Source organism: Pontibacter oryzae (assembly GCF_003576375.1).
GTDB classification, from domain to species: Bacteria; Bacteroidota; Bacteroidia; order Cytophagales; family Hymenobacteraceae; genus Pontibacter; species Pontibacter oryzae.
Genome location: NZ_QWGE01000003.1, coordinates 203,256 through 223,677, shown reverse-complemented (window position 1 = coordinate 223,677; position 20,422 = coordinate 203,256). Strand labels below are relative to the sequence as shown.

Genomic DNA, 20,422 nt, shown 5'->3' with positions numbered 1-20,422 from the left:
ATGGCTTTTAAGGTTAGGTAAATCAGCTTATTTATACTTCTCGATCAGGCTGGTAAGTTCCTGCTCCGTCATCTCGGCCTCCCTGAACTCGTAGACGCCGCGCTTGTTGTTAAACACCATCGTGGCCGGTATCGCCCCAGACCATTTAGGCTCGATCTTGTCTATCCAGCTGTTGCCATCTACCTCATCAAGTAGCAGCACAGTGGCCTGCATGTTTCGTTTTTTGATGAAAGGCTTTACGCGGGTATCCAGGTCTTCCACGGCATCCATACTCACTAATAATACTTTTACAGGCTGGTTTTTGTAACGTTGGCTGGCCGCCTCAAAGTATGGCAGCTCCTTTACGCACGGGCGGCACCAGGTGGCCCAGAAGTTCACCACGTACAGGGTATCGTGGGGTTGGTTGCGGAGCTTTTGCAAGCCATCATACTTTATCACGGGCACTTGCTGCGCCTGTGCACTGTAAGCCATTATAAGGATGCCCAAAAGCGATAGTAACAGGATTCTTTTTTTCATACTCTAAAATAACGTATGCCGCTGGTTTATACGCATAAAAGGCTATGAAATTTTATTGCTTGCCTAATAAATTAGGCTGCAAAACTTATAGATCAGACGAAAAAGCCCGGGCAAGTATACTTGCCCGGGCTAAAAAAGAAGTTATGAGCGGTATGCTTAGCCTGCCAGCTGCGTGGCGGTGCTGCGGCGAGATTTTTTGTTCGATTTTTTACGCAGCTTGTTTAGCCAGATCAGGGTGCCGGTAATTGGCAAACTGGTGGCAACAAGGCAGGCAATAAAGTATAAAATCTTGGAGAAGGTGCCGAACACGTTGCCCACGTGCAGCGGCTTTATCAGCGAGGCCACCTGCTCGTTAAAGGCCTTGTCGGAAAAGCGGTCTACTTGCAAGGCCTCGGCGGTGTATGGGTTTAGTTGCACCTTATCGGAAGCGGCCAGCGCAAAGAAGCCTGTTTTGCTCTTTTGCAGCACCACGGCAGTCGTATCGTCGGCGGGCAGCGACACGCGCAGGTCGCCGGCGTACGGCAGCAGTTCGTTTGCTTTGGCGATGAACTGCGCAACCGACAGCGCCGGCGACGGAGCAGCGGCCACGCTCATTGGCTTCTCGCGGCGGCCTTTAAATACCTCAGCGCCCAGCACTTTGCCCAAGCCATCGCGGTACCAGCCAAACGACCAGCAAAGGCCGGTTATGGCCATCACGAGCAGCAGCAGCGAGGAGTAAAAGCCCAAGGTATTGTGCAGGTCGTGGTTTACGCGCTTCCAGTTGGCGTTTGTCTTGATCTTGAGGCCCTGCTTCCAGTTTTTGGCTTTGGCAGGTATCCAGATAAACAGGCCCGTTAGCACCAGAAAGAAAAAGATGATGGTAGAAATGCCCACGATGATTTTGCCAACCTCGCCCTCTACCAGCAGCCAGCGGTGCAGCTTCATAACAGTTGTGAAGAACTCGGAGGTGGCGCTCTCCGGCGTGCCCACTACCTGGCCTGTGTAAGGGTTTACGTAGTAGGTGGCCGGCCTTCCGCCGCCTTCGCCACCGCGGCCTTCTTTCTGCTCGCCGCGGCCTTGCTTCGGACGGCCTTCCGGCTTGCGCTCGGTTTGGGCAGGGGCTACGCTTATGGTGTAGGTGCTTGCCTCATCCGCCGGAATGCTGATGCTTGTAACCTGGCCCTTCAGCTCGCGCTCCAGCTGGCTTATCAACGCACTCGGGGCCATGGCCGGGGTGTTAGCGGGCACTTCCACGGTATACTTCTCGGGGTCCATGAGCTGCTCCACTTCCTCCCTGAAAGTATAAATCGTGCCCGAGAGGCATACTACAAAAAGCACAAGCCCGCTGGCAATGCCCAGCCAGAGATGCACATCATTAAACAGCTTTCGCCAGGTAAACTTTTTCATGGTACAAACATTAGGTAATCAGAGATTTGGGAACGCAAAAGCTGCCGAGGTAAATATCGGCAGCTTTTGCGGGAAAGGTATGTTATGTGGCCTTAGAATTTATAGGTAACTACACCTGAGAAGTTCCGTGGCTGTATTCTGTCTATAAAGTTTGAGCGGTAGGCATCGTAGCCAACCTCGTCGAACACGTTGTTGAAGAGCGCGCGCACGCCCCAGTGCTGCTGAAACTCGTAGCCAACCTGCGCATTCACGATAGTATAAGCTTTGTTGTTCCAGGGCGCTGTGTCAGGCTGAATATCGTGGTACTGCACGCCGTCCTGTGTCCAGTCGTTGTAAGGGCGCTCGCCGAGGTAGTAGGCGCCGGCACCCAGGTTGAGGCCGCGCAGCACGCCGTTCTGCAAAGTGTAGTTGGCGTAAGCGTTGAAAGTATGCTTCGGGGTATTGTTTGGTGCTGAGCCTGGTACAAAAGTAGTATGGTCCTTGTACTGCGCATCGATGTAAGCATAGCCGGCCACAACCTCCAGGTTCTCCAGTACGCGGCCCGTTAGCTCAACTTCCACGCCTTTTCGCTCATCGTTCCCGCCTTTAATGTAGTAGCCCGCATCCAGCACGTTGCCGCTATTATCCACGGTGAAGGCCTTCAAGTTCATGTCTTTGTTGTTGATTTTGTAGAAGGTCAGGTTAAAGCGCAGGCGGTTGTTGAGCCATTCTGATTTGATTCCTGCCTCAATCTGGTCGATGCGTTCAGCGCCAAGGGGCTCGCCATTCACATCTACTACTGCGGCAGAGCGCGGGTTGGTGCTGTTGGTGTAAGAACCAAAGATGTTAATGCCGTCTTTCACCGTGAACATGACCCCGGCCAGTGGGTTCCAGAACTCTGATGTGGTACTGGATACACCTTCAGATCTGGACTTGTTGGTGCTGTAGCGCACGCCGCCGTATACTCTGGCCCAGTCTGTAAGCTGAATAACATCCTGCAGGGTAATGCCAAAGCTATGGTCGAAGGAGTGCGTGCCACCCGTGCGTGTAAAGTCTGCCACGTTGGCTGGCAGTGTGTTGGTTACCGTTTCCGGGTTTAGCACATTAATGGTATCAATTGCAATGGCGTTGTAAGAAGGCTGGAACAGGTCGATGTAGCGGTAGTCTGTGCCAACCTGGAACGTGTGGTTTATGCCGCCTGTCTTCACTTTCTTGCCTACCAGGTCCAGCTGCATCACGGTGCTGTTGTCGTCGCGCGCCTGGTTATGGGCAATAGAGCGGGTGTATACGTTTACCTGGTCTACGTTAATGTTTTCGGCAGTATTCTTCTTCAGGCCCGAGAGGCTTGTTCTGATACCATCGGAGTCATAGTCGGAGTTGAACACGGCAGCGCGCAAGTATAAGTTGTTGCTGATATCATACTTGTAGCGGGCAGTGTAGGTCATGTGCCTGGTGTCTGTTTTGTCCGTCTCAAAGCCAAGAAAACGATCTGAAGGCAGGTCATAGATCTCGTTTTTCTTGTTGTCTACCGATAGGTTCACCGTGCCCGCGTCAATTGCCTGCTCCTCTTTAAAGTAATCCATCTCCAGGGTTAGGGTGCTTTTTGCGTTCGGGTGCCAGGCAAGGGACGGATTAATGTAGAACGACTCGTTATCCATGTGGTCGCGGAACTTGCCGCCGTTCTCGTAAGACCCGTTCAGGCGCACGGCCAGCTTCTGGTCTTTATCCACCACGCGCTGGACATCAAAGGTAGGTCGAATCAAGCCCCAACTGCCTGCACGGAAAGAAACCGCGCCAGAATTCTCGAACTTAGGAGTTTTAGTAACGATGTTCACGATACCGCCCGGGCCACCTAGGTCTGTGGCGGCACCCATGGTAATGGCGCTGGCACCTTTCAGCACCTGCACACTTTCCACGCCCTGCATATCCGTAGAGAAACCAATGCCCCGGAAGTCGGTCATTACGCGCACGCCGTTTTTAAGGGTAGGTATGCCCCGGAAACCTCTGGAAGAGATGCTCTCGCGCACGCCGCCATAAGTGGAGTAGGTATACACGCCTGGTACGTTGCGCACACCCTCAATTACGGTAAGCGCACCCTGCTGCTCTATCAGTTTTTCTGAGATCACAGAAATGCTCTGGATCTGCTCGCTTGGCTTCAGGGGCAGCCTGGTAATGGCATCAAGTTTTTCGGGCTGCTTGTCGCGCTCGCCAAATACCTCTACCTGCGTTACCTGGTTAACTTTGGCAGCCAGCGTAAAAGTGATGGCCTTGCTCTCGTTTTGGTTAAGTGTAACCTGCTTCACGTTGCTCTCAAAGCCCAGCAGCATGGCGCGGACCTGGTACGTACCGGCCGGCAGGCGTTTAATCTCGAAAGCGCCCTGCTCATCGGTAACTGTGCCGTAGCGGGTGTTTTCCACCACCACGCTGGCCGATGGCACGGGCTGCCCGTTTTCCCGCAGTACTTTGCCGGTAATTGTTCCTGTTTGCGCCCAGACCAATTGTGCGAGCAGCAACATGCAAACTAATAGTGTAAACTTTTTTAACATAGCGCTTTTTTATAGTGGTGGCTGAAAAGCCTTACAATGTTATTTAGACTGATTCTAAACCGATGCAAACGTAAAAGGGCTATAGCCTGCATGCAAGTAGATCAGGGGCTTATTGAAGCGAGTATGTGCAGAATCACTACTGCTAGCTAGAGCGCTAGCCTTCAGTAGCTAGTATGGCACGCAAGGCTGTAGCTGATATTGGCGAGAGTAGGTTGTTTGAAAGGCTTATTAACAAAAAGTGCCTTAAACCGTTATTCTAGTAACAAACCGATGTTAAACCATTCAAACAAACTTAGTAATGGCTAATAAATTAGAAGGAAAGAAAATAGCGATATTAGTAGAAGAGGGATTTGAGCAAGTTGAGTTGACCAAGCCTCTTCAGGCGTTGAAGGACGAAGGTGCTGAAGCCCACATCATCTCTCCTAACAAAAACAACGAAATTAAAGCCTGGAACCACACCGACTGGGGCGATACATTTAAAGTAGATAAAAAGCTAAATGAGGTGAAAGCCGAAGACTACAACGGCCTGCTACTGCCTGGCGGCGTGATGAACCCCGATACCCTGCGCGCCAACAAGGAGGCCGTTAGCTTTGTGGGTAAGTTTATGGAAAGCGGCAAGCCGGTGGCCTCGATCTGCCATGGCCCCTGGACGCTGATCGAAACCGGAAAGGTAAAAGGCAAGAAAATGACCAGCTACCATACCTTGCAAACCGACCTCAAAAACGCTGGCGCCGAATGGGTGGATGAAGAGGTAGTAGTGGATAATGGTTTGGTAACCAGCCGCAACCCCGACGACCTGCCGGCCTTTAACCGCAAAATGGTGGAGGAGTTTGCCGAGGGCAAACATGACCGCTAGAAGTTCCTGCTCTTAAACTAAATTATGAGACAGGCCGCTTCCTTATCCTTAGGAAGCGGCCTGTTTTTTTTATACTATACCTGCACTTTGCTATAGCTGCGGCACCAACCGAAATAAGTGTCCGGCAATGCTCTCCAGTAGCACTACCAGTACCACATCCAGCAATAACAGGAAAAGCCCCTGCAGTATAACAGCCTGCCCCCAGCCCATAAGCCGCTCCGCTTTATAAGAGTTGCGTGAGCGCTCTTTGAGGTAGGCGCCCAATAGCATATACCCCAGGTCCAGGCCCACATTCAGGTAGAGCACCTTCTTGTACCAGCTGTGTAGGTACAGGCTGTCAGCCAGGTTTTGGGCGCTTTGGTCTTTAGAAAGAATGCTATATAAAGCAACACTGGCTATTATCAGGTTTACCAGGTTCCAGTACAGGTTCATCTGGTAAAAGTATTTGCGGTTGCGTGTGGCGCGGGTAAGCTTAAAGCTGCTGATAAGTATGTTTACAATAGCCCAGCCACCAAGTACAAGCATGCCAATCTCAAGCGTGTCGGATTGTATGTCGTTGAGTTGAGGCAGCGTCTTAGGCTGTGCGCTGGCAGGTATGCTTAGCAGTAAAACTGGGATTAAAAGGCAAAGGTAATTTCTCATTCGTAACAGGCTGTTTTATGACTAGCAACGCATAAAGCAGCGGTTTAGCGTACAGGTGTGGCACTTGGCGCTGTTGGCACCCGACGGATAAAGTATAAACTGAAGGGTGTGTTATGGCTTTTCGGGTTTGGCTACAACATCCAGCCCAATGTTTACCTCAGCATAAATGGTTTTGTCGCCCAGGGAGTTATCAGACCTATAAACAAGGCCCCACTTAGTGCGGTCGAGGTTAAAGTTTGCCTTGGCGCGCAGCAGGCTATCCTGGATGGTAACTCTTGCCGGGAAGGATATACTTTTTGTCTGCCCCTTTATGGTTAGGTTGCCAGTGATGCGGTGCGTAGGGTTCTTAACACGCAGCTCACTGTAAGAGGCTGTAGGGGGCTGGGGTTTCTGAGCAGTGCTGTCGAAGGGTGCTATGCCGGTAAGCTCAAAGCGGGCTGTAGGGAAGCGCTCAATGTCAAAGAAATCCTCTGAACGGAGGTGAGTGGTTAGCTTCTTATTGCTACCCTCATCAATAGATTTATCCGCAGACCGAATCGAGGTGATGTCGAACACAATGCTGCCGTCGGTCAGTAAATCGTTGCGCATGTTCAGCTTGCCACTAGCAATATTCAGCAAACCATTATGGCGGCCAGTCATTTTAGCACCAATCCAGGTTACCTCGCTGTTGGTCGTGTCAATGGTAAAAGTTTCGGTGGGAGTAACGCGGTTTTGCTTCACAATGGCATCACCAATTACAGCCTCGTCTGTTTTTACGGTAGTATCGCAGGCACTGGCGGCAAAGAGTAGCAGTGCCAGCTGCAGGAGCAGGTATATGTGTTGCTTACCCATAAGGTTTTGGTTAGTGTAACTTTGCAGGCGGGCAGTGCCGGCATCTACAGATACGCATCAGTAACCAAAAACGATGCCTTGCCACTGTACCACTTGCCTAAAACCCGACGCCTAAGTAAACTTGTATTACGCCATTCTTTACATCCTCATTGATGCTGTTGCCGCTGTCGTTCTCTTTACGTAAGTCGCCGAAACTGTGCACGTAGCGCGTGCCTAACCTGAAACGGCTGATACGGCCCTCAATGCCTGCTGCTGCCCCATAATCGAAGGTATGGTAGGGCTCCAGGTCGATTTCCTCGTCCTCCACTTTGGCAGACATCATAACGCCTACCTGCGGGCCAAGGTGCACACTCAGGTTATCAGTGATGTTAAACACAGCCAGCACGGGTACCTCGAGGTAATCCAGCCTGTAAACCGAGTCCTGGCGCTCAAAACCCTTTCGGGAGTAAAGCAGCTCGGGCTGTATTGAGAAAAGTTCGCTTATGGCAAATTGCGCATAAACGCCCGCATGAAACGAAGTATGGCTGTTTACGCTGCCATATTTGTCTTTATCGCTGCCGTGCACGCTGGCAAAGTTTACACCGCCTTTTATACCTATGCCCGAGTTAGGTGCCGTACTGAACAAGTTATGGTTTTGCATGATAGTATGCGGCCCAACATCTTCCTGGGCAAAGCCTGCAACCGAGCATAGCGTAAGGAGGGCAAGTATGATTATCTTTTTCATCTGGATGCTTTTAACGTGTGGTTGGTTCAGATCGATTATCTGAAGATTTTTTCATGTGACTTATACTTCAGTTTTCCAGAGGAGGTTATTTGCAGGCAATGCCATGCTTAGCTGGTGTAAGTATAAAACTGAGTGACAAAGCATAGATCAAGAGCTTGATTTTTAGTGCAGCGCATACTTAATAACTTTAAAGAGGTAAATTGTATTAAGCTAATAAATTTGGAATTTTCAGGGCTGATTTAGTAGGTTTTGCAATGCCTTTAGCAAATTGCCAACTACGTTAGATTTACGAATTGTTAGGAAATTCCGGGCTTGTTAACAGGCAGTTAACAACAAATAGTGGATAAAGCTTGGTAATCAACAAAGTTATCCACATTATGCGTTTGCAAAATCGCTGAAAACAGTTAATAACAGGCCCAATCTAATTTAGTTGCCTAACTTATCCACCAAGCTTGTGTATTATTGTTAAATTGTACTGAAGTGTGAAGTCTGCTTTTGGCGAAAGACGTGCGCAGTGGCTTTAGCCAGAAACCTATGGGCTAAATAATTGTTAGCTTTGCGATATGCTAAAAATTGCCTGGTCCGAGATTTTTGCCCACAGCCTGCCCGAAGGCCACCGCTTCCCGATGGCGAAGTATGATTTGCTGCCCGAACAGTTGCTCTACGAAGGCACGATAACAGAAGAAAACCTGTTTGCTCCCACGCCCCTGACCGAGCGGTTTATACTTGATACTCATGATGCCAACTACTGGCAGCGCCTGAAGCAACTGGAACTGAGCCCATCGGAGGTTCGTAAAACGGGCTTTCCGCTCTCGGAGCAACTGGTGCAGCGCGAGGTGGTAATTATGAACGGCACGGTGCAGGCCGCTCTGTTTGCGCTGGAGTATGGCATAGGCATGAACATAGCTGGAGGCACGCACCATGCCTTCACCGACCGGGGGGAAGGCTTTTGCCTGCTCAACGATATTGGCATTGCGGCCAATCACCTTCTTAAGTATAAAAGCATTAAAAAAGTGCTCGTGGTGGACTTGGATGTGCACCAGGGCAACGGCACGGCGCAGATCTTCGAGCACGAGCCGCGCGTGTTCACTTTTAGCGTGCACTGCGGGCATAACTACCCGTTCCACAAGGAGCAATCGGACCTGGATGTGGCGCTGGCCGAAGGCACTGACGATAAAACATACTTGGGTTTGCTGCGCGAGCACCTGCCGCGCCTGCTCGATGAGGTGGAACCGGAGTTTGTGTTCTTCCAGTCGGGCGTGGATGTACTGGCAACCGACAAGCTAGGCAAACTAGGTATGACCATAGATGGCTGCAAAGCCCGCGATCGCATGGTGCTGGAGCTGTGTAAACAAAACAACCTACCTGTGGCTGTAAGTATGGGTGGCGGCTACTCTAAACAGATCGCACATATTGTGGAGGCGCATGCCAACACCTTCCGGCTGGCACAGCAAATCTGGTTTTGAGAAAGTTAGAAAGTTAGAAAGTTAGAAAGTTAGAAAGTTAGAAAGTTAGAAAGTTAGAAAGTTAGAAAGTTAGAAAGTTAGAAAGTTAGAAAGTTAGAAAGTTAGAAAGTTAGAAAGTTAGAAAGTTAGAAAGTTAGAAAGTTAGAAAGTTAGAAAGTTAGAAAGTTAGAAAGTTAGAAAGTTAGAAAGTTAGAAAGTTAGAAAGTTAGAAAGTTAGAAAGTTAGAAAGTTAGAAAGTTAGAAAGTTAGAAAGTTAGAAAGTTAGAAAGTTAGAAAGTTAGAAAGTTAGAAAGTTAGAAAGTTAGAAAGTTAGAAAGTTAGAAAGTTAGAAAGTTAGAAAGTTAGAAAGTTAGAAAGTTAGAAAGTTAGAAAGTTAGAAAGTTAGAAAGTTAGAAAGTTAGAAAGTTAGAAAGTTAGAAAGTTAGAAAGTTAGAAAGTTAGAAAGTTAGAAAGTTAGAAAGTTAGAAAGTTAGAAAGTTAGAAAGTTAGAAAGTTAGAAAGTTAGAAAGTTAGAAAGTTAGAAAGTTAGAAAGTTAGAAAGTTAGAAAGTTAGAAAGTTAGAAAGTTAGAAAGTTAGAAAGTTAGAAAGTTAGAAAGTTAGAAAGTTAGAAAGTTAGAAAGTGGGTGTTATAACACATTGCGTAGCAAACAACCATCTAACAATTCAACAACTAGCAATCAACAACCAGCAATCATCACCTACCGTCTTCGCTTTTGTTGGTGGGGAAGATCAGGCGCAGAACGATGTATATGATAGGCGTAAGGGCAAGTATCAGAATCATCATCAGAATAAATTTCAAGGCCTTCACGAAAACGCCGATCAGCATAGCCGAAATAGCGATTGACACAAGTAACAGTATCCAGAAGTTGATCGTTTTTTTCATCATATGTATGCTTTAGAAGTTACTACGAGGATAAGCGCTCGCCGGTGGTAATCCGGACTACACACATAAAGAGCGGAAACAAAAGAATCATCAGCTCTGGTAGCGTAGGCATCGTTTCCTTTTTAATGAGAAGGAGAAGCACGAGCAAAGTATAGGCAAGCATCAGCCGTAAATGTAGGCGCAGCGGCAAAAGCTTGTTCATCAGGTTCATATATAAATATACAAAATGCGCTAAATATTTTAGAAATTCTATACTTTGTGCAACAGCAACTGCCACCGGAAAGCCCACATCCAGCGCAGTTTATACCTTGTAACGCCTGCCTGTTGCACCAAGCGCTTTAACTCTGATCGCCGGAAGGCGCGCCATACCGAGAGCGGCGCATCATTCTTTACCAAGTATGATTTTGAGAAAACTGCCGTGATGTACTTAATGGAATAGTATGCGAGCCAATGCCGGTGCAAGTCGTTAATAATTACGCCAAGCTGCGCCTGCCTGTATAGCTGCCGGAACATGCATACCAGTTGCCTGTCGGTGAAATGGTGACAGAAAAGGCTGCAAACCACTACATCATACTTCTGCTGTGCAAAACTCTCCGAAAATACATCGTGCTGCTCTATGGTAATTTCGGAGTAGGCAGCGCAGCAGTTTCGGGCGTATTGCACCATAAAATCGTTGGCATCCACGCCTACCAGCTCAACGGGTATACTTCGCTTGCGCGCCCAACGGGCAATGCTTTTAAGGGTACCGCCGCCACCACAGCCAATGTCGGCAATGCGCAGGCGTGTTGGTTTATACTTAGCAGATAGCTGTTCCAGCGCGTTTAGTACTACTTTGTGACCGCCAAGCCAGTTGTTAATTACCTCCAGCTCCTGCAGGTTCTGCCGTAGTTCCTCGCCGCTCAGGCTGAGGTCATCCATCAGCTCCAGTTCCTCAGACCGCTGCTTTAGCATCCGCATAGTGCACTTTTAGTAACATCGATTCCAGAGTAAGGCCGGGGCCGAAGGCAAAGCTAAGCACGGGCTCGTTCTGCTCCTGCGGCGTCAGGGATTGCATCAACTCCTTCAGCACAAACAGCACCGTGGCCGACGACATGTTGCCGAAGTTCTGGAGCACGCGGTAAGCAAAGCGGTTATCGTCGCGGGTCATGCCTAGTTCCTGCTCAATTACCTCTAGTATGCGCCGCCCACCTGGATGTATGGCAAATAGCTTTATCTCCGAGACTGTGGTTTTTAGCCCCTGCAGTAACCTGTCGGTGAGTTGTTTTATACCTTTTTTGATAAGATCGGGAACGTATGAAGACAGTGTCATCTCGAAGCCGGTGTCGCCAATGTGCCAGGCCATTTCGCGCTTGCCGGCGGGTGCTAGGTCGCAGTGGAACGATTGCAGCTCCAGGCTCACCTCCTGGCAGGGCTGGCCTTGCATCAGCACGGCCGCAGCGCCATCGCCGAACAGTGCGTTCGACACTAGGTGGTCTTGCTCGCTGTGCTTCTGAAAATGGATAGTGCAGATCTCGGTGCAAACCAGCATTACCTTAGCCTTGGGCGTGGCCTTGCAGATGGCATCCGCCAGTTTTATGGCATTGAAGGCCGCATAGCAGCCCATAAAGTTCACGGCGGTGCGCTGCACGGTGCCCGGCAGTTGCAGGCGCTCTACCAACTCAATATCCAGCCCGGGGGCATACATGCCGGTGCAACTCACCGTAATCAGGTGCGTGAGTTCGGATAATTGGGTACTGCTGACCTGTGCCAGGCAGTTACGGATAGCTTGCTCTGATAATTCCAGGGCGTGCTTTCGGTATACATCCATACGCTGCTGCACCGTGGGGAAGGGCTCCAGCGTAGGTGTGTTTGGGTAGAAGGCGAAATCGCCGTTTTGGCGGGTGTAATCTTCCAGTACACTGTAGCGTTGCCCAATGCCTGATACCCGGTAGAGCGCCTTTAGCTTGCGTGTTTCCCGCTCATCGAACTGCAAGGCGTTTGCCATAAAATCGGCGACCTGCATCTGAGGTATTTTGTGGGGTGGGTTGGCAGTGCCAATGGCACATAAGTAACTCTTCATGGGCTTTGTGTTTCGGGAATCGTATGGTGTGTTTCGGGTGGAGCCCCAGCATTTACACAGCAAATGCACAGAGAAAACCCGCACGGGGCAATAAATGCTTAAGCGTGGCTAGAAAAACACATATGCAAAGTACGGATGCGGTGACAGATTAGATGTATTGATGCATTCAGAATGGCTTGCCGTGGGTTTGGCGCATAATAACCCTTACAGCGGCAGGCAAACGCTTCAAAGCTCCTACGGCGACCTCCGAAACTATCGGGCTGCCGAATAAACCTTGCACGGTACGGCCCACCCGAAGGCGGCTTTCGAACTGCTTTTTCCAAGCGTTTGTATAGCCATGCTCCAGCTCCTGGCGGTTGTGCCCGTTTGCAAAATAATGTATAGTATGTTCTGTCAGGATCTTAGCTGCGTGTATAGCCATGGCCATACCATTGCCGCAAAGCGGCGTAATCATGCCAGCCGCATCGCCGCACATCAGCAGATGTTCTTCCACGCAGGTTTTTGTGGCGAAGGAAATTTCGTTAATAACCTCAGGTTGCTTGTACAGGAACTCGGCCTCGGTAAAGATCTGGCGCAGGTGCGGGTTGTGGTAAAGTATGGCTTGTTCCATGGCCGCGATGGAGCCATGCTTTTTAAGGTTTTGGCGTGTGGTAAGGTAGCAGAGGCAGTAGCGGCCGTCCTCGATGGCAGAGGTTCCGGCATAACCGTTTTCGAAGTTGTGCAGCGCAATCAGGTCTCTCGGAAAATCATACCTGACGTGATATTTTACGCCAATGTAAGGGGAGCTGGCCCGGAAAAAACGCCGCTGCAGCTGGCGGTCCAGGTTTGTGCGTTTGCCGTAAGCCCCAACCACCACGTGTGCCTGTAAACCCTGCCCCCCGGAAAGCGTGGCTGTAAACACATCTTTTGCGAAAATTACCTGCTGCACTGCCTGCTGAAGTATGAATTTTACGCCCTGCTGTTTGGCAAGCTCAAAAAGATAGTTATCCAGGGTAAAGCGGCTAAGGCCAAAGCCGCCTAAATCCAATTTAGCAGTTAGGGTTTCGCCGTTGGGCGAGCTTAGCAGGAAACGGTTGATGCGGGCCGGGTGCAGGCTGCTGATGTGTGCCCCTAACTGCCGGAGGTAGGGCAGCACCTCGTTAGATACATACTCGCCGCAAACCCTATGGAAGGGATAAGCCTTTTTCTCGACGAGCGTTACACTAAGCCCCGCTCTGGCTAACCCGATGGCACTAACCAGCCCAGCCAGACCTCCCCCGATTACCAGAACATCCGTTGTCAAATTATCTTTCTTTTAAAAATTAGATTTGTTCAATTTGCCTGCTTCATATTTGGTGAATGACCATTTTTCGGAGGGTACAATGCAAGAACAAAAAAATGTGCCCGACGTTCTTATTAATGGAACGACATTTGAGTGTTGTTTTTTTATTCAAGACTTTGATACACTGACTTATATGAAACAATTTATACTTTCTGCTTTTACGTGTTTAGCCGTGCTGGTTGTGCAGGCCCAGGCCAAGCCGCCGGTGCAGGTGCAGGTAACGCAGCAAGCTGAGCAAAATAACCCGCTTGGCTTGCAACAGGAGGAAGACATCGCCATCTATCCCAACCCTAGCAATGGTGTTTTCACCATCTCGGTTTCAAACCTGGAAACCCGCAAAGTAGAGCTGCGCATCCTAAATGTAATCGGTAACGAGATTTACCGCGAAACGTTAACACGCACCGAGCCAAGCCTTACCAAAACCATTAACCTGGACCGTTATGCAAAAGGCCTATACTACATTAAACTGGAAGCGGATAACTACAGTGCCGTACGGCGGGTAGTGATTAAGTAAATCAAACGAAGCCTACAAAGGGGCAGTCGCTGAAAGGTGACTGCCCCTTTTTTCTTTTACCAAAATTTTGAGAGATACTTAAACCCTACTCTATACTTGCTGTCAAACAGGCAAATCTTAATAATCAGAAATCATGAAAAAGAACATCCTTAGAAACCTGTTTGTACTTAGTATTGGTGTATTACTTTCTACTGGGGCTATGGCGCAAGCTAGTGGCCGCCAAGGCGGAGGCATGCAAGAGCGTGCCCAGCAGCAGTTGGAAACCTACAAAACCGAACTTACCCTGACGGATGAGCAGGTTGCTAAACTAAAAGAAATAAATAAGCAAAACATGGAAGAGATGCGTGCTTTGCGTAGCAGCAGTTCAACAGACCGAACAAAGATGGAAGAAATTAGGAAAAAACATCAGGAAGCCATTAGAGCCATACTTACTGAGGAGCAGCAGGCTAAGTTTGATGCCATGCAGCAAGATCAGAAACAAGAGCGCCGTGGTGGCCGCCGTAGCGGAAACTAAGTGTTGTTTGTCAGAAATTTTTTATAACTTATACCGATAGTTTAGTTTGTGACCCGTAAGCCCTGCCGGAATTATTCGGCAGGGCTTATTTTTTTACTTCCCGCTGGCGCTCGGGAAGTATGGTTTTGGTAATATACCCGGTATAAGAAGTAGTGTCCCTGCTAACTCGCGCCTTCACAAACATCACATCAGCGGTGTCTAGCACATAAACCTGCTGCGAGGTGTCAAAATAAGTTATAGTCTGTGCCTTAAAATCTGGGTGGCTATAGAGCTTGCCGCTTATAAGAGGGTGAGCCGCATAAATTACGTCTTTAGGGAGCGGCGCAGCCTGACCGGTTTCTGCAGCAACCGTAGCCTCTTCGGAACCGTGGCTGGAGGGCCCATCAGAGCAGGCAGCAAGTATAAACAGGGGAAGGGCGAGCAGTGCGGTTTTTCTCATGTTGGTGTGGCAGGGTGCATACTCTGTTATATGCTCAGATGAGCTTTAAAGTTTCATGTGGCACACAAGGAGAGGGGAAGTAGGGCGAGGATATGATTTTAAAAGTATAAAAAAGGCTCCCGACAGATATCTGTCGGGAGCCTTTTTTATACCTGGTGGCCCTGCCAGGAATCGAACCTGGATCTAGAGTTTAGGAAACTCCTATTCTATCCATTGAACTACAGGGCCTGCATCCAAAGCTTTGCTTGGCGAATTTACATGAATCTCTGCCACAAAACAACAACCGGAACCGTAGTGTGCTGCAGAAATCAGGAGGAGGCTACGGCCACGGCAAACCCGAGTACAGTAAGTACCAAGCCAACCATAAATATAGTATAGGAAATGCGCAGAATCTTATACTTGCGGCTAAGCACCTCGCCGAGGTAGTAAATATCAGTTATCATGTTGTTGTAAAGCGACTTCTTGTCGCGCATGATATCGTGCATGCCGTTTTGGAACTCCTCTAGGGGAAGGTTAGTGAAGTTACCGAAAAATAGCAGGTTTATTTTACGGGTGTTCAGCTGCTGGTTTTTCTTTTTCTTAAAAGTGAAGCTAGTTACCTCCGGCTGCGCCGAGATGATGGCAAACACAACAGAGCCCAGCGTGGTCAGTAGCAGAATGCCGATCGGGATGAGCAAGGTGCGGTGCGTAGCGTAATCGGTGCCTATAACTGAAGTTTTAGCACTAAGGTAGGTGATGATTACGGAAATAATGATAGCGTTCAGGCTAATCATCATGTTAGCCTTGTTATCGGCAATGGCACTTAAGTTAAGGTGCGTGCGGTAAGTGTTCCGGAACATGGTTTCGATACCGCGCTTCGGCTGGGCCAGTGTCTTCCGGTGCTTCTTTTCCTCTTTCTTTTTCTTCTCGGTTTCTTTGCTCAGGCGGCTGCGCTGCTCCTGTATGTTCAGGCCCAATTGGGAGGCGAATTTGCGCTGTGCCTGATTGGTGTGAAACGTAGTGGAAAGCAGGAAATCCATCTGAAACTGCTCCCATTCCTGGTCCGAGAAAAACTTATCCTGGAAAATCTCCCACTCCACGCGCAGCAGCTCGGCAGTCGCGAAAAACGTATCCTTGCCAATATTAGACATGTCGGCATCCACCATCAGTTCCTCTTCCAGGTTTTGGGGCTCGCGGTTGTGGCATGTTGCCAGAATTATGGAGCAGATGCGGGCAATGCGCTCCTGAGGGTAGTTTTTTGCTTCCAGCCATTCTGTGGCAAGGCGCACACTTTCTTCCTCGTGCCCTTTATAAGTGCTAATGTAGCCTGTGTCATGAAACCAAGCCGCAAGCACCAGGTCCTGCAGTTTATCTTCTGGCAATTTGCTGTTTAGCCCGAGCTCCTGTGCCTCGGCAACGGTTTCAAAAGTATGCTTGTAGTTATGGTATACAAGCTTCTTCGAGAGCTTTTCCTTAAAAAGCCTGAACACGTGTTCGCCGGCTTGTTTTATTAGTGTCTGGTCTTCCATAATTAGTTGTGTTGCAGTACCGGGTGCGCAGGTGCGGCTTTCTGCCCGGTAGCGGGGTGTGCAAGGTGTGGCACACAGTAATCTGCGGTTACGGCGAAATCAGCATTTTGTTAGTGAAAAGAGCAACAGCGGTGGTATTTGGTAGTATATAGAGAGGTAACAACTAAAACTAAAGGCCTTTCGTTTATGAATCTCAGTTTGGCCGCCCCAGTGGCATTTCTTAGAGATATCCGGGACAAGAATCTTCTGGCACGATAAAAAAACTGCTATGCCGCAGGGTGATAAGTATAGTTGCCTTAAGCAGAATCTGGCGGGCATATTTAGCAAATAAACTATGATTGAAATTCTACAGCAGGCACGGCTGATAATGATGCGCTACGGATGGAGTTTGATACTATGCCTGGCTCTTGCCGCATGTGCAGGTGTCAGGAAACCCTATTATAGCGAAGAAGTTTTTGGCTGGGAGGAGCAAAAGCCAGACCCGGCCAATAAGGTGCTTTATTCGGTGTTCCTGATCGGTGATGTTGGGGCGCCCATCCTGGACGGAGAGCCATCAATGATACTGATGCGGAAAATGATGATGGAAACCGGCATGAACAGCGCTACCATCTTTTTAGGCGATAATGTATACATGAACGGTTTGCCAGCCCCTGACAAGTATGACCGCGAGGTGTCCGAGAACCGCCTGAAAGCACAACTCGACATACTAAAAGGATACCCCGGTGAAAAGTACATGATACCCGGCAACCACGACTGGAACCACAGTGGCCGCGGTGGCCTGGAGGCCGTTATGCGCGAGCAGCGCTACGTAAACGAGTACCTCACCGAAGAAGACATTGTAGTGGGCGGCGATTTTTACGTGCCCGGCAACGGTTGCCCCGGCCCATACGAGGTGCGCCTGAGCGATGACCTGGTACTAATAGCCCTTGACTCTGAATGGTGGCTGCACCCATTTAACAGACCTTACGGCGATAACAGCAATTGCGGCGCAGCCACCGAAGCCGAAATGCTGGTGCAGTTGGAAGATATCATCGAGAAAAACAGCGGCAGCGATATTTTGGTTGTGGGGCACCACCCGTTAATGACACGTGGCGAACACGGCGGTTTCTTTACCCTGAAAGATCACCTCTTTCCGCTTACCATGCTCCGCGAGTGGATGTACCTGCCCCTGCCTGTCATCGGCTCCATTTACCCCTTCGCCCGAAAGTATGGCGGTATTTTGCAGGATGTGGCACACCCGCGCTACCAAGCATACATTAACGGCTTGCTCGATATCTTTAATAAGTATGATAATATAGTATATGCAGCAGGCCACGAGCACGCGCTGGAGTACTTTAAGTATGGCAAGCTTCCGCACATTGTAAGCGGATCAGGCTGTAAAACGGATAACGTGAAGCCAGGAGGCGGGGCGGCATACTTGCAGCAGGCAAAGGGCTTCGTGAAAACGAACTATCATGAAAACGGTGAAGTATGGGCTGAGTTCTGGATTCCGGATAAGAGCGGGGAAACCGGGCAAATCATGTACCGTACACTGCTATACTCCAAAAAACCGCGCGAAGAGCATGCTGCCATAGTAGATAACACCAACTACGCCGATAGCACTATTACCTTGGCGGCAAACCCAGGTTACCAGGCCGGCGGCCTGCGCGAAACCCTGCTTGGCTCTCACTACCGCCAAGAATGGGCAACACCGATAAACGTGCCCCTGCTAGACCTGAAAAACACGCTGGGCGGTCTCACGCCCTACCAGAAAGGTGGTGGCAAGCAAACCCTGGCGCTCAAGATCCGGAACCCTGATGCCAAGGAGTATACACTGCGCAGCATCGACAAGGACCCTACCATGGCGCTGTCTCCATACCTGCGCGAAACAGCCGTGAGGGCCTTGCTCCAGGACCAGATATCAGCCCAGCACCCCTATGGCGCCCTGATCATACCAACGCTGGCCGATGCCGCAGGCGTGTACCATACCAACCCCGAACTGGTGTACATCCCTAACACGCCATACTTGCGCCAGTACCAGGATGAGTATGCCAACGTGCTCGCTTACCTGGAGGAGGACGCCGATGAGAACCACGAGGAAACAGCCAGCCTGGGCTATGCCAAAAACCTTGTAGGCACCGATAAAGTGCTGGAGGAACTCGAAGATGATAATGATAATGAGGTAGACCAGTTGGAATATGTGCGGGCGCGCCTCTTCGATATGCTCATCGGCGACTGGGACCGCCACGAGGGCCAGTGGCGCTGGGTAGAAGAAGAGAAGCAGGGCAAAGGCAAGCGCTACACCCCAGTGCCCGAAGACCGCGATATGGCATTTTTTAAGGCCGACGGTGCGTTGCCCTGGCTGGTAACACGCAAATGGGCTATCCGTAACGTCCAGAATTTCGATTACGATTACAGGGATGTTATCGGGCTTAACCTGAGCAGCCTTACCCTGGACCGCACCCTTAGCTCCAAAGTTACAGGCCAGCAATGGCAGCAAATCGCACAGGACATCAAGCAAAACGTAACCGATGAGGTGATAGCGCGCGCCGTGCAGGAGTGGCCCGAGCCGATCCGGGAAATATCCGCTGACGAAATTATTGCCAAGCTGAAAGCAAGGCGCGACAAACTGCCTCAGGCAGCCGAGACATACTACAACTTTCTGGCGCAGTTCGTGGATATATCGGGGAGCGACAAGCATGAGCGCTACCTTATTAACAGGCTAAACGACAAAGAACTACAGGTAACCGGGTACAAAACTTCCAAAGAGGGAGAAATTCTTGCCGAGCTCTACAACCGTACATTTTATACTGATGAAACCAAAGAAGTGCGCTTTTACGGTATGGATGGGCAGGATGCGTTTATCGTGTCCGGCGACGTGAATAAAAGTATACTCGTGCGCATCATCGGGGGCAATGACCAAGACAGTATTGTAGACAACTCGCATGTGAGCGGACTTAAAAAGTACACCGTGGTATACGATACCGAGGATGGCAACACTTTTAGCTTCGGGAGCGAGACCAAGGATAAAACCGACCCTTACGATGAAGTAAACCTATATGACCGCGATAATTACAAGCTGCCATACTTTGGGCCGCGCCTTTCGGCGGAATATAACGTAGAAGATGGCGTGTTTCTGGGTGCAGGCGTGCTGTGGCGCACACAGAGTTTCCGTAAGAACCCGTATGCTTCAGAGCACTTGCTGGAGGCAAACTATGCCTTGCGCACCAGCTCTTTTAACCTAAGGTATACCGGTGATATCCGGAATGTAGTAGGCAACTGGAACCTGGCGCTGAACGCACACGTGCAAGGGCCACAGTTTCAGCGCAACTTCTACGGGTTGGGCAACAACACAGTACAATCCGATGCTTTCGACGATAGCTATTACCGGGTGCGCTTCGAACGCATCAGCCTTAACTCCATGCTTTACCGGGAGCCTTTCGCGTTTGTGAGAATCGGTATTGGGCCAACGTATGATAAGTTTAGGATTAGTATGCCAGAGGGCGAAAGCTTTCTGCTGGAGCAGGGCCGGGCAGGCCTCCTGCGCGAGGGCACTTACGATGCCGAAACAGGTAGGTTTGCCGTGCAGCACTATATAGGGGCAAAGGCCTTTTCTATAGTACAAGTAATTGGTGCAGGCAGCACAGTGGCCAACCCGCGCATCGGCCTGCACTGGCACAACAATATTAGCTATAACCGCCAGCTGGGCGACGAAAAGCTGAGCTACACTAACATCAGCTCAGAATTCCGGTTTTACCTGAGCCCTAACTTTCCGTTTCAGCTAACCTGGGCGGGCAGGGTAGGGGCAGCCCACAACTATGGCGATTATCGCTTTTTTCAGGCTAACACGCTGGGAGGCACCGAAAACTTGCGCGGATACCGCCGCACGCGCTATGCTGGCCGCAGCAGCCTGTATGCCAACGGCGAGGCCCGTGTGCAGCTCTTCGACTATAACCTATACTTAACGCCAGGCAAGTTTGGGGTGCTAGGCCTAATGGATGCGGGGCGCGTTTATGAAAACGGGGAGCCAAAAGAAGCCTTTTTCCGGAGCCTGCACTGGGGCTATGGTGGCGGCGTATGGGTAGACATGCTAAACCGCACCGTGCTATCGCTCAGCTATAGCGTAGGCAGCGACGAAGGCCTGTGGATGCTTAATTTCGGATTCTTTTTTTAACACAATACTGATTTAAAAGTATAACTGAAAGTGCCATGCACCTGTATGGCACTTTGCCTTTTCAGGCCTAACTGCAATAATAAA

At 49.8% G+C, this 20,422-nt stretch carries 18 protein-coding genes and 1 tRNA gene; 5 read left to right on the top strand and 14 right to left on the bottom strand.

Translation table 11 applies throughout. The features are described 5' to 3' along the window. Nucleotides 1–27: 27 nt before the first annotated feature. The 3 genes from D1627_RS09710 to D1627_RS09700 form a co-directional block, all read right to left on the bottom strand. On the bottom strand, nucleotides 28–516 hold the full coding sequence (locus tag D1627_RS09710; protein WP_119432056.1) for a TlpA disulfide reductase family protein: 489 nt from the start codon (nucleotides 514–516) through the stop codon (nucleotides 28–30). Nucleotides 517–672: 156 nt separating this feature from the next. Further along, nucleotides 673–1,902, bottom strand: a complete 1,230-nt coding sequence (locus tag D1627_RS09705) for a PepSY-associated TM helix domain-containing protein (protein WP_119432055.1) — start codon at nucleotides 1,900–1,902, stop codon at nucleotides 673–675. Nucleotides 1,903–1,994: 92 nt separating this feature from the next. Beyond that, on the bottom strand, nucleotides 1,995–4,397 hold the full coding sequence (locus D1627_RS09700; RefSeq protein WP_199688412.1) for a TonB-dependent receptor: 2,403 nt from the start codon (nucleotides 4,395–4,397) through the stop codon (nucleotides 1,995–1,997). A gap of 328 nt (nucleotides 4,398–4,725) precedes the next feature. Here D1627_RS09700 and D1627_RS09695 point away from each other — a divergent pair, with 328 nt between their 5' ends. Beyond that, the gene (locus D1627_RS09695) at nucleotides 4,726–5,283 is read left to right on the top strand and encodes a type 1 glutamine amidotransferase domain-containing protein (protein ID WP_119432053.1); all 558 of its coding nucleotides are present in this window, start codon (nucleotides 4,726–4,728) and stop codon (nucleotides 5,281–5,283) included. A 90-nt stretch (nucleotides 5,284–5,373) separates the two neighbouring features. Here D1627_RS09695 and D1627_RS09690 read toward each other — a convergent pair whose 3' ends face one another. The 3 genes from D1627_RS09690 to D1627_RS09680 all read right to left on the bottom strand — a co-directional run bounded on the left by D1627_RS09690 (nucleotide 5,374) and on the right by D1627_RS09680 (nucleotide 7,480). After that, a complete protein-coding gene (locus D1627_RS09690) occupies nucleotides 5,374–5,925 on the bottom strand; it encodes a DUF6992 family protein (protein WP_119432052.1) in 552 nt (183 codons plus the stop codon). 111 nt (nucleotides 5,926–6,036) lie between these two features. Beyond that, the gene (locus D1627_RS09685; protein ID WP_119432051.1) at nucleotides 6,037–6,756 is read right to left on the bottom strand and encodes a YceI family protein; all 720 of its coding nucleotides are present in this window, start codon (nucleotides 6,754–6,756) and stop codon (nucleotides 6,037–6,039) included. A gap of 97 nt (nucleotides 6,757–6,853) precedes the next feature. After that, nucleotides 6,854–7,480 (bottom strand): porin family protein, encoded by a 627-nt coding sequence (locus D1627_RS09680; RefSeq protein ID WP_119432050.1) that lies wholly within the window; start codon nucleotides 7,478–7,480, stop codon nucleotides 6,854–6,856. 563 nt (nucleotides 7,481–8,043) lie between these two features. On the opposite strand from D1627_RS09680, the gene D1627_RS09675 reads away from it, so the two are divergent. Further along, entirely contained in the window at nucleotides 8,044–8,946 is a 903-nt protein-coding gene (locus tag D1627_RS09675; protein ID WP_119432049.1) for a histone deacetylase family protein, read from the top strand. A 695-nt stretch (nucleotides 8,947–9,641) separates the two neighbouring features. Here the strand turns inward: D1627_RS09675 and D1627_RS09670 are convergent. The 5 genes from D1627_RS09670 to D1627_RS09650 all read right to left on the bottom strand — a co-directional run bounded on the left by D1627_RS09670 (nucleotide 9,642) and on the right by D1627_RS09650 (nucleotide 13,171). Beyond that, nucleotides 9,642–9,833: a hypothetical protein gene (locus D1627_RS09670; protein ID WP_119432048.1), complete on the bottom strand. Its 192-nt coding sequence runs from the start codon at nucleotides 9,831–9,833 to the stop codon at nucleotides 9,642–9,644. Nucleotides 9,834–9,852: 19 nt separating this feature from the next. Next, nucleotides 9,853–10,032, bottom strand: a complete 180-nt coding sequence (locus D1627_RS09665) for a hypothetical protein (protein WP_147383265.1) — start codon at nucleotides 10,030–10,032, stop codon at nucleotides 9,853–9,855. A 47-nt stretch (nucleotides 10,033–10,079) separates the two neighbouring features. Then, complete coding sequence (locus D1627_RS09660) at nucleotides 10,080–10,787, bottom strand: methyltransferase domain-containing protein (protein ID WP_317125209.1); 708 nt, start codon at nucleotides 10,785–10,787, stop codon at nucleotides 10,080–10,082. Beyond that, nucleotides 10,762–11,889, bottom strand: coding sequence for a type III polyketide synthase (locus D1627_RS09655; protein WP_119432045.1), 1,128 nt, complete (start codon nucleotides 11,887–11,889; stop codon nucleotides 10,762–10,764). The genes D1627_RS09660 and D1627_RS09655 overlap by 26 nt, the downstream gene beginning before the upstream one ends. 166 nt (nucleotides 11,890–12,055) lie before the next feature. Continuing rightward, nucleotides 12,056–13,171, bottom strand: a complete 1,116-nt coding sequence (locus D1627_RS09650) for an NAD(P)/FAD-dependent oxidoreductase (RefSeq protein ID WP_119432044.1) — start codon at nucleotides 13,169–13,171, stop codon at nucleotides 12,056–12,058. Nucleotides 13,172–13,343: 172 nt separating this feature from the next. Between D1627_RS09650 and D1627_RS09645 the strand changes: the two genes are divergently transcribed. Together D1627_RS09645 and D1627_RS09640 are read left to right on the top strand one after the other, a co-directional pair. After that, nucleotides 13,344–13,724 carry a T9SS type A sorting domain-containing protein gene (locus tag D1627_RS09645; RefSeq protein WP_119432519.1) on the top strand — a complete coding sequence of 127 codons (381 nt, stop codon included), beginning with the start codon at nucleotides 13,344–13,346 and terminating at the stop codon, nucleotides 13,722–13,724. Between the two features lie 133 nt (nucleotides 13,725–13,857). Then, a complete protein-coding gene (locus D1627_RS09640) occupies nucleotides 13,858–14,238 on the top strand; it encodes a Spy/CpxP family protein refolding chaperone (protein ID WP_119432043.1) in 381 nt (126 codons plus the stop codon). 85 nt (nucleotides 14,239–14,323) lie between these two features. Here D1627_RS09640 and D1627_RS09635 read toward each other — a convergent pair whose 3' ends face one another. The 3 genes from D1627_RS09635 to D1627_RS09625 all read right to left on the bottom strand — a co-directional run bounded on the left by D1627_RS09635 (nucleotide 14,324) and on the right by D1627_RS09625 (nucleotide 16,185). Further along, nucleotides 14,324–14,677 carry a hypothetical protein gene (locus D1627_RS09635; protein ID WP_233555579.1) on the bottom strand — a complete coding sequence of 118 codons (354 nt, stop codon included), beginning with the start codon at nucleotides 14,675–14,677 and terminating at the stop codon, nucleotides 14,324–14,326. Nucleotides 14,678–14,830: 153 nt separating this feature from the next. Then, a tRNA-Arg gene (locus D1627_RS09630) sits at nucleotides 14,831–14,905 on the bottom strand. Nucleotides 14,906–14,985: 80 nt separating this feature from the next. Next, nucleotides 14,986–16,185 (bottom strand): Pycsar system effector family protein, encoded by a 1,200-nt coding sequence (locus tag D1627_RS09625; protein ID WP_119432042.1) that lies wholly within the window; start codon nucleotides 16,183–16,185, stop codon nucleotides 14,986–14,988. Nucleotides 16,186–16,519: 334 nt separating this feature from the next. Here D1627_RS09625 and D1627_RS09620 point away from each other — a divergent pair, with 334 nt between their 5' ends. Then, nucleotides 16,520–20,338, top strand: a complete 3,819-nt coding sequence (locus D1627_RS09620; RefSeq protein WP_233555578.1) for a hypothetical protein — start codon at nucleotides 16,520–16,522, stop codon at nucleotides 20,336–20,338. Nucleotides 20,339–20,422 lie beyond the last annotated feature (84 nt).

Excerpts from the sequence above, each read along its gene's own strand:
- D1627_RS09710 (WP_119432056.1), bottom strand. The coding sequence starts at position 516 with ATGAAAAAAAGAATCCTGTTACTATCGCTTTTGGGCATCCTTATAATG.
- D1627_RS09705 (WP_119432055.1), bottom strand. The coding sequence starts at position 1,902 with ATGAAAAAGTTTACCTGGCGAAAGCTGTTTAATGATGTGCATCTCTGG.
- D1627_RS09700 (WP_199688412.1), bottom strand. The coding sequence starts at position 4,397 with ATGTTGCTGCTCGCACAATTGGTCTGGGCGCAAACAGGAACAATTACC.
- D1627_RS09695 (WP_119432053.1), top strand. The coding sequence starts at position 4,726 with ATGGCTAATAAATTAGAAGGAAAGAAAATAGCGATATTAGTAGAAGAG.
- D1627_RS09690 (WP_119432052.1), bottom strand. The coding sequence starts at position 5,925 with ATGAGAAATTACCTTTGCCTTTTAATCCCAGTTTTACTGCTAAGCATA.
- D1627_RS09685 (WP_119432051.1), bottom strand. The coding sequence starts at position 6,756 with ATGGGTAAGCAACACATATACCTGCTCCTGCAGCTGGCACTGCTACTC.
- D1627_RS09680 (WP_119432050.1), bottom strand. The coding sequence starts at position 7,480 with ATGAAAAAGATAATCATACTTGCCCTCCTTACGCTATGCTCGGTTGCA.
- D1627_RS09675 (WP_119432049.1), top strand. The coding sequence starts at position 8,044 with ATGCTAAAAATTGCCTGGTCCGAGATTTTTGCCCACAGCCTGCCCGAA.
- D1627_RS09670 (WP_119432048.1), bottom strand. The coding sequence starts at position 9,833 with ATGATGAAAAAAACGATCAACTTCTGGATACTGTTACTTGTGTCAATC.
- D1627_RS09665 (WP_147383265.1), bottom strand. The coding sequence starts at position 10,032 with ATGAACAAGCTTTTGCCGCTGCGCCTACATTTACGGCTGATGCTTGCC.
- D1627_RS09660 (WP_317125209.1), bottom strand. The coding sequence starts at position 10,787 with ATGCGGATGCTAAAGCAGCGGTCTGAGGAACTGGAGCTGATGGATGAC.
- D1627_RS09655 (WP_119432045.1), bottom strand. The coding sequence starts at position 11,889 with ATGAAGAGTTACTTATGTGCCATTGGCACTGCCAACCCACCCCACAAA.
- D1627_RS09645 (WP_119432519.1), top strand. The coding sequence starts at position 13,344 with ATGAAACAATTTATACTTTCTGCTTTTACGTGTTTAGCCGTGCTGGTT.
- D1627_RS09640 (WP_119432043.1), top strand. The coding sequence starts at position 13,858 with ATGAAAAAGAACATCCTTAGAAACCTGTTTGTACTTAGTATTGGTGTA.
- D1627_RS09635 (WP_233555579.1), bottom strand. The coding sequence starts at position 14,677 with ATGAGAAAAACCGCACTGCTCGCCCTTCCCCTGTTTATACTTGCTGCC.
- D1627_RS09625 (WP_119432042.1), bottom strand. The coding sequence starts at position 16,185 with ATGGAAGACCAGACACTAATAAAACAAGCCGGCGAACACGTGTTCAGG.
- D1627_RS09620 (WP_233555578.1), top strand. The coding sequence starts at position 16,520 with ATGATTGAAATTCTACAGCAGGCACGGCTGATAATGATGCGCTACGGA.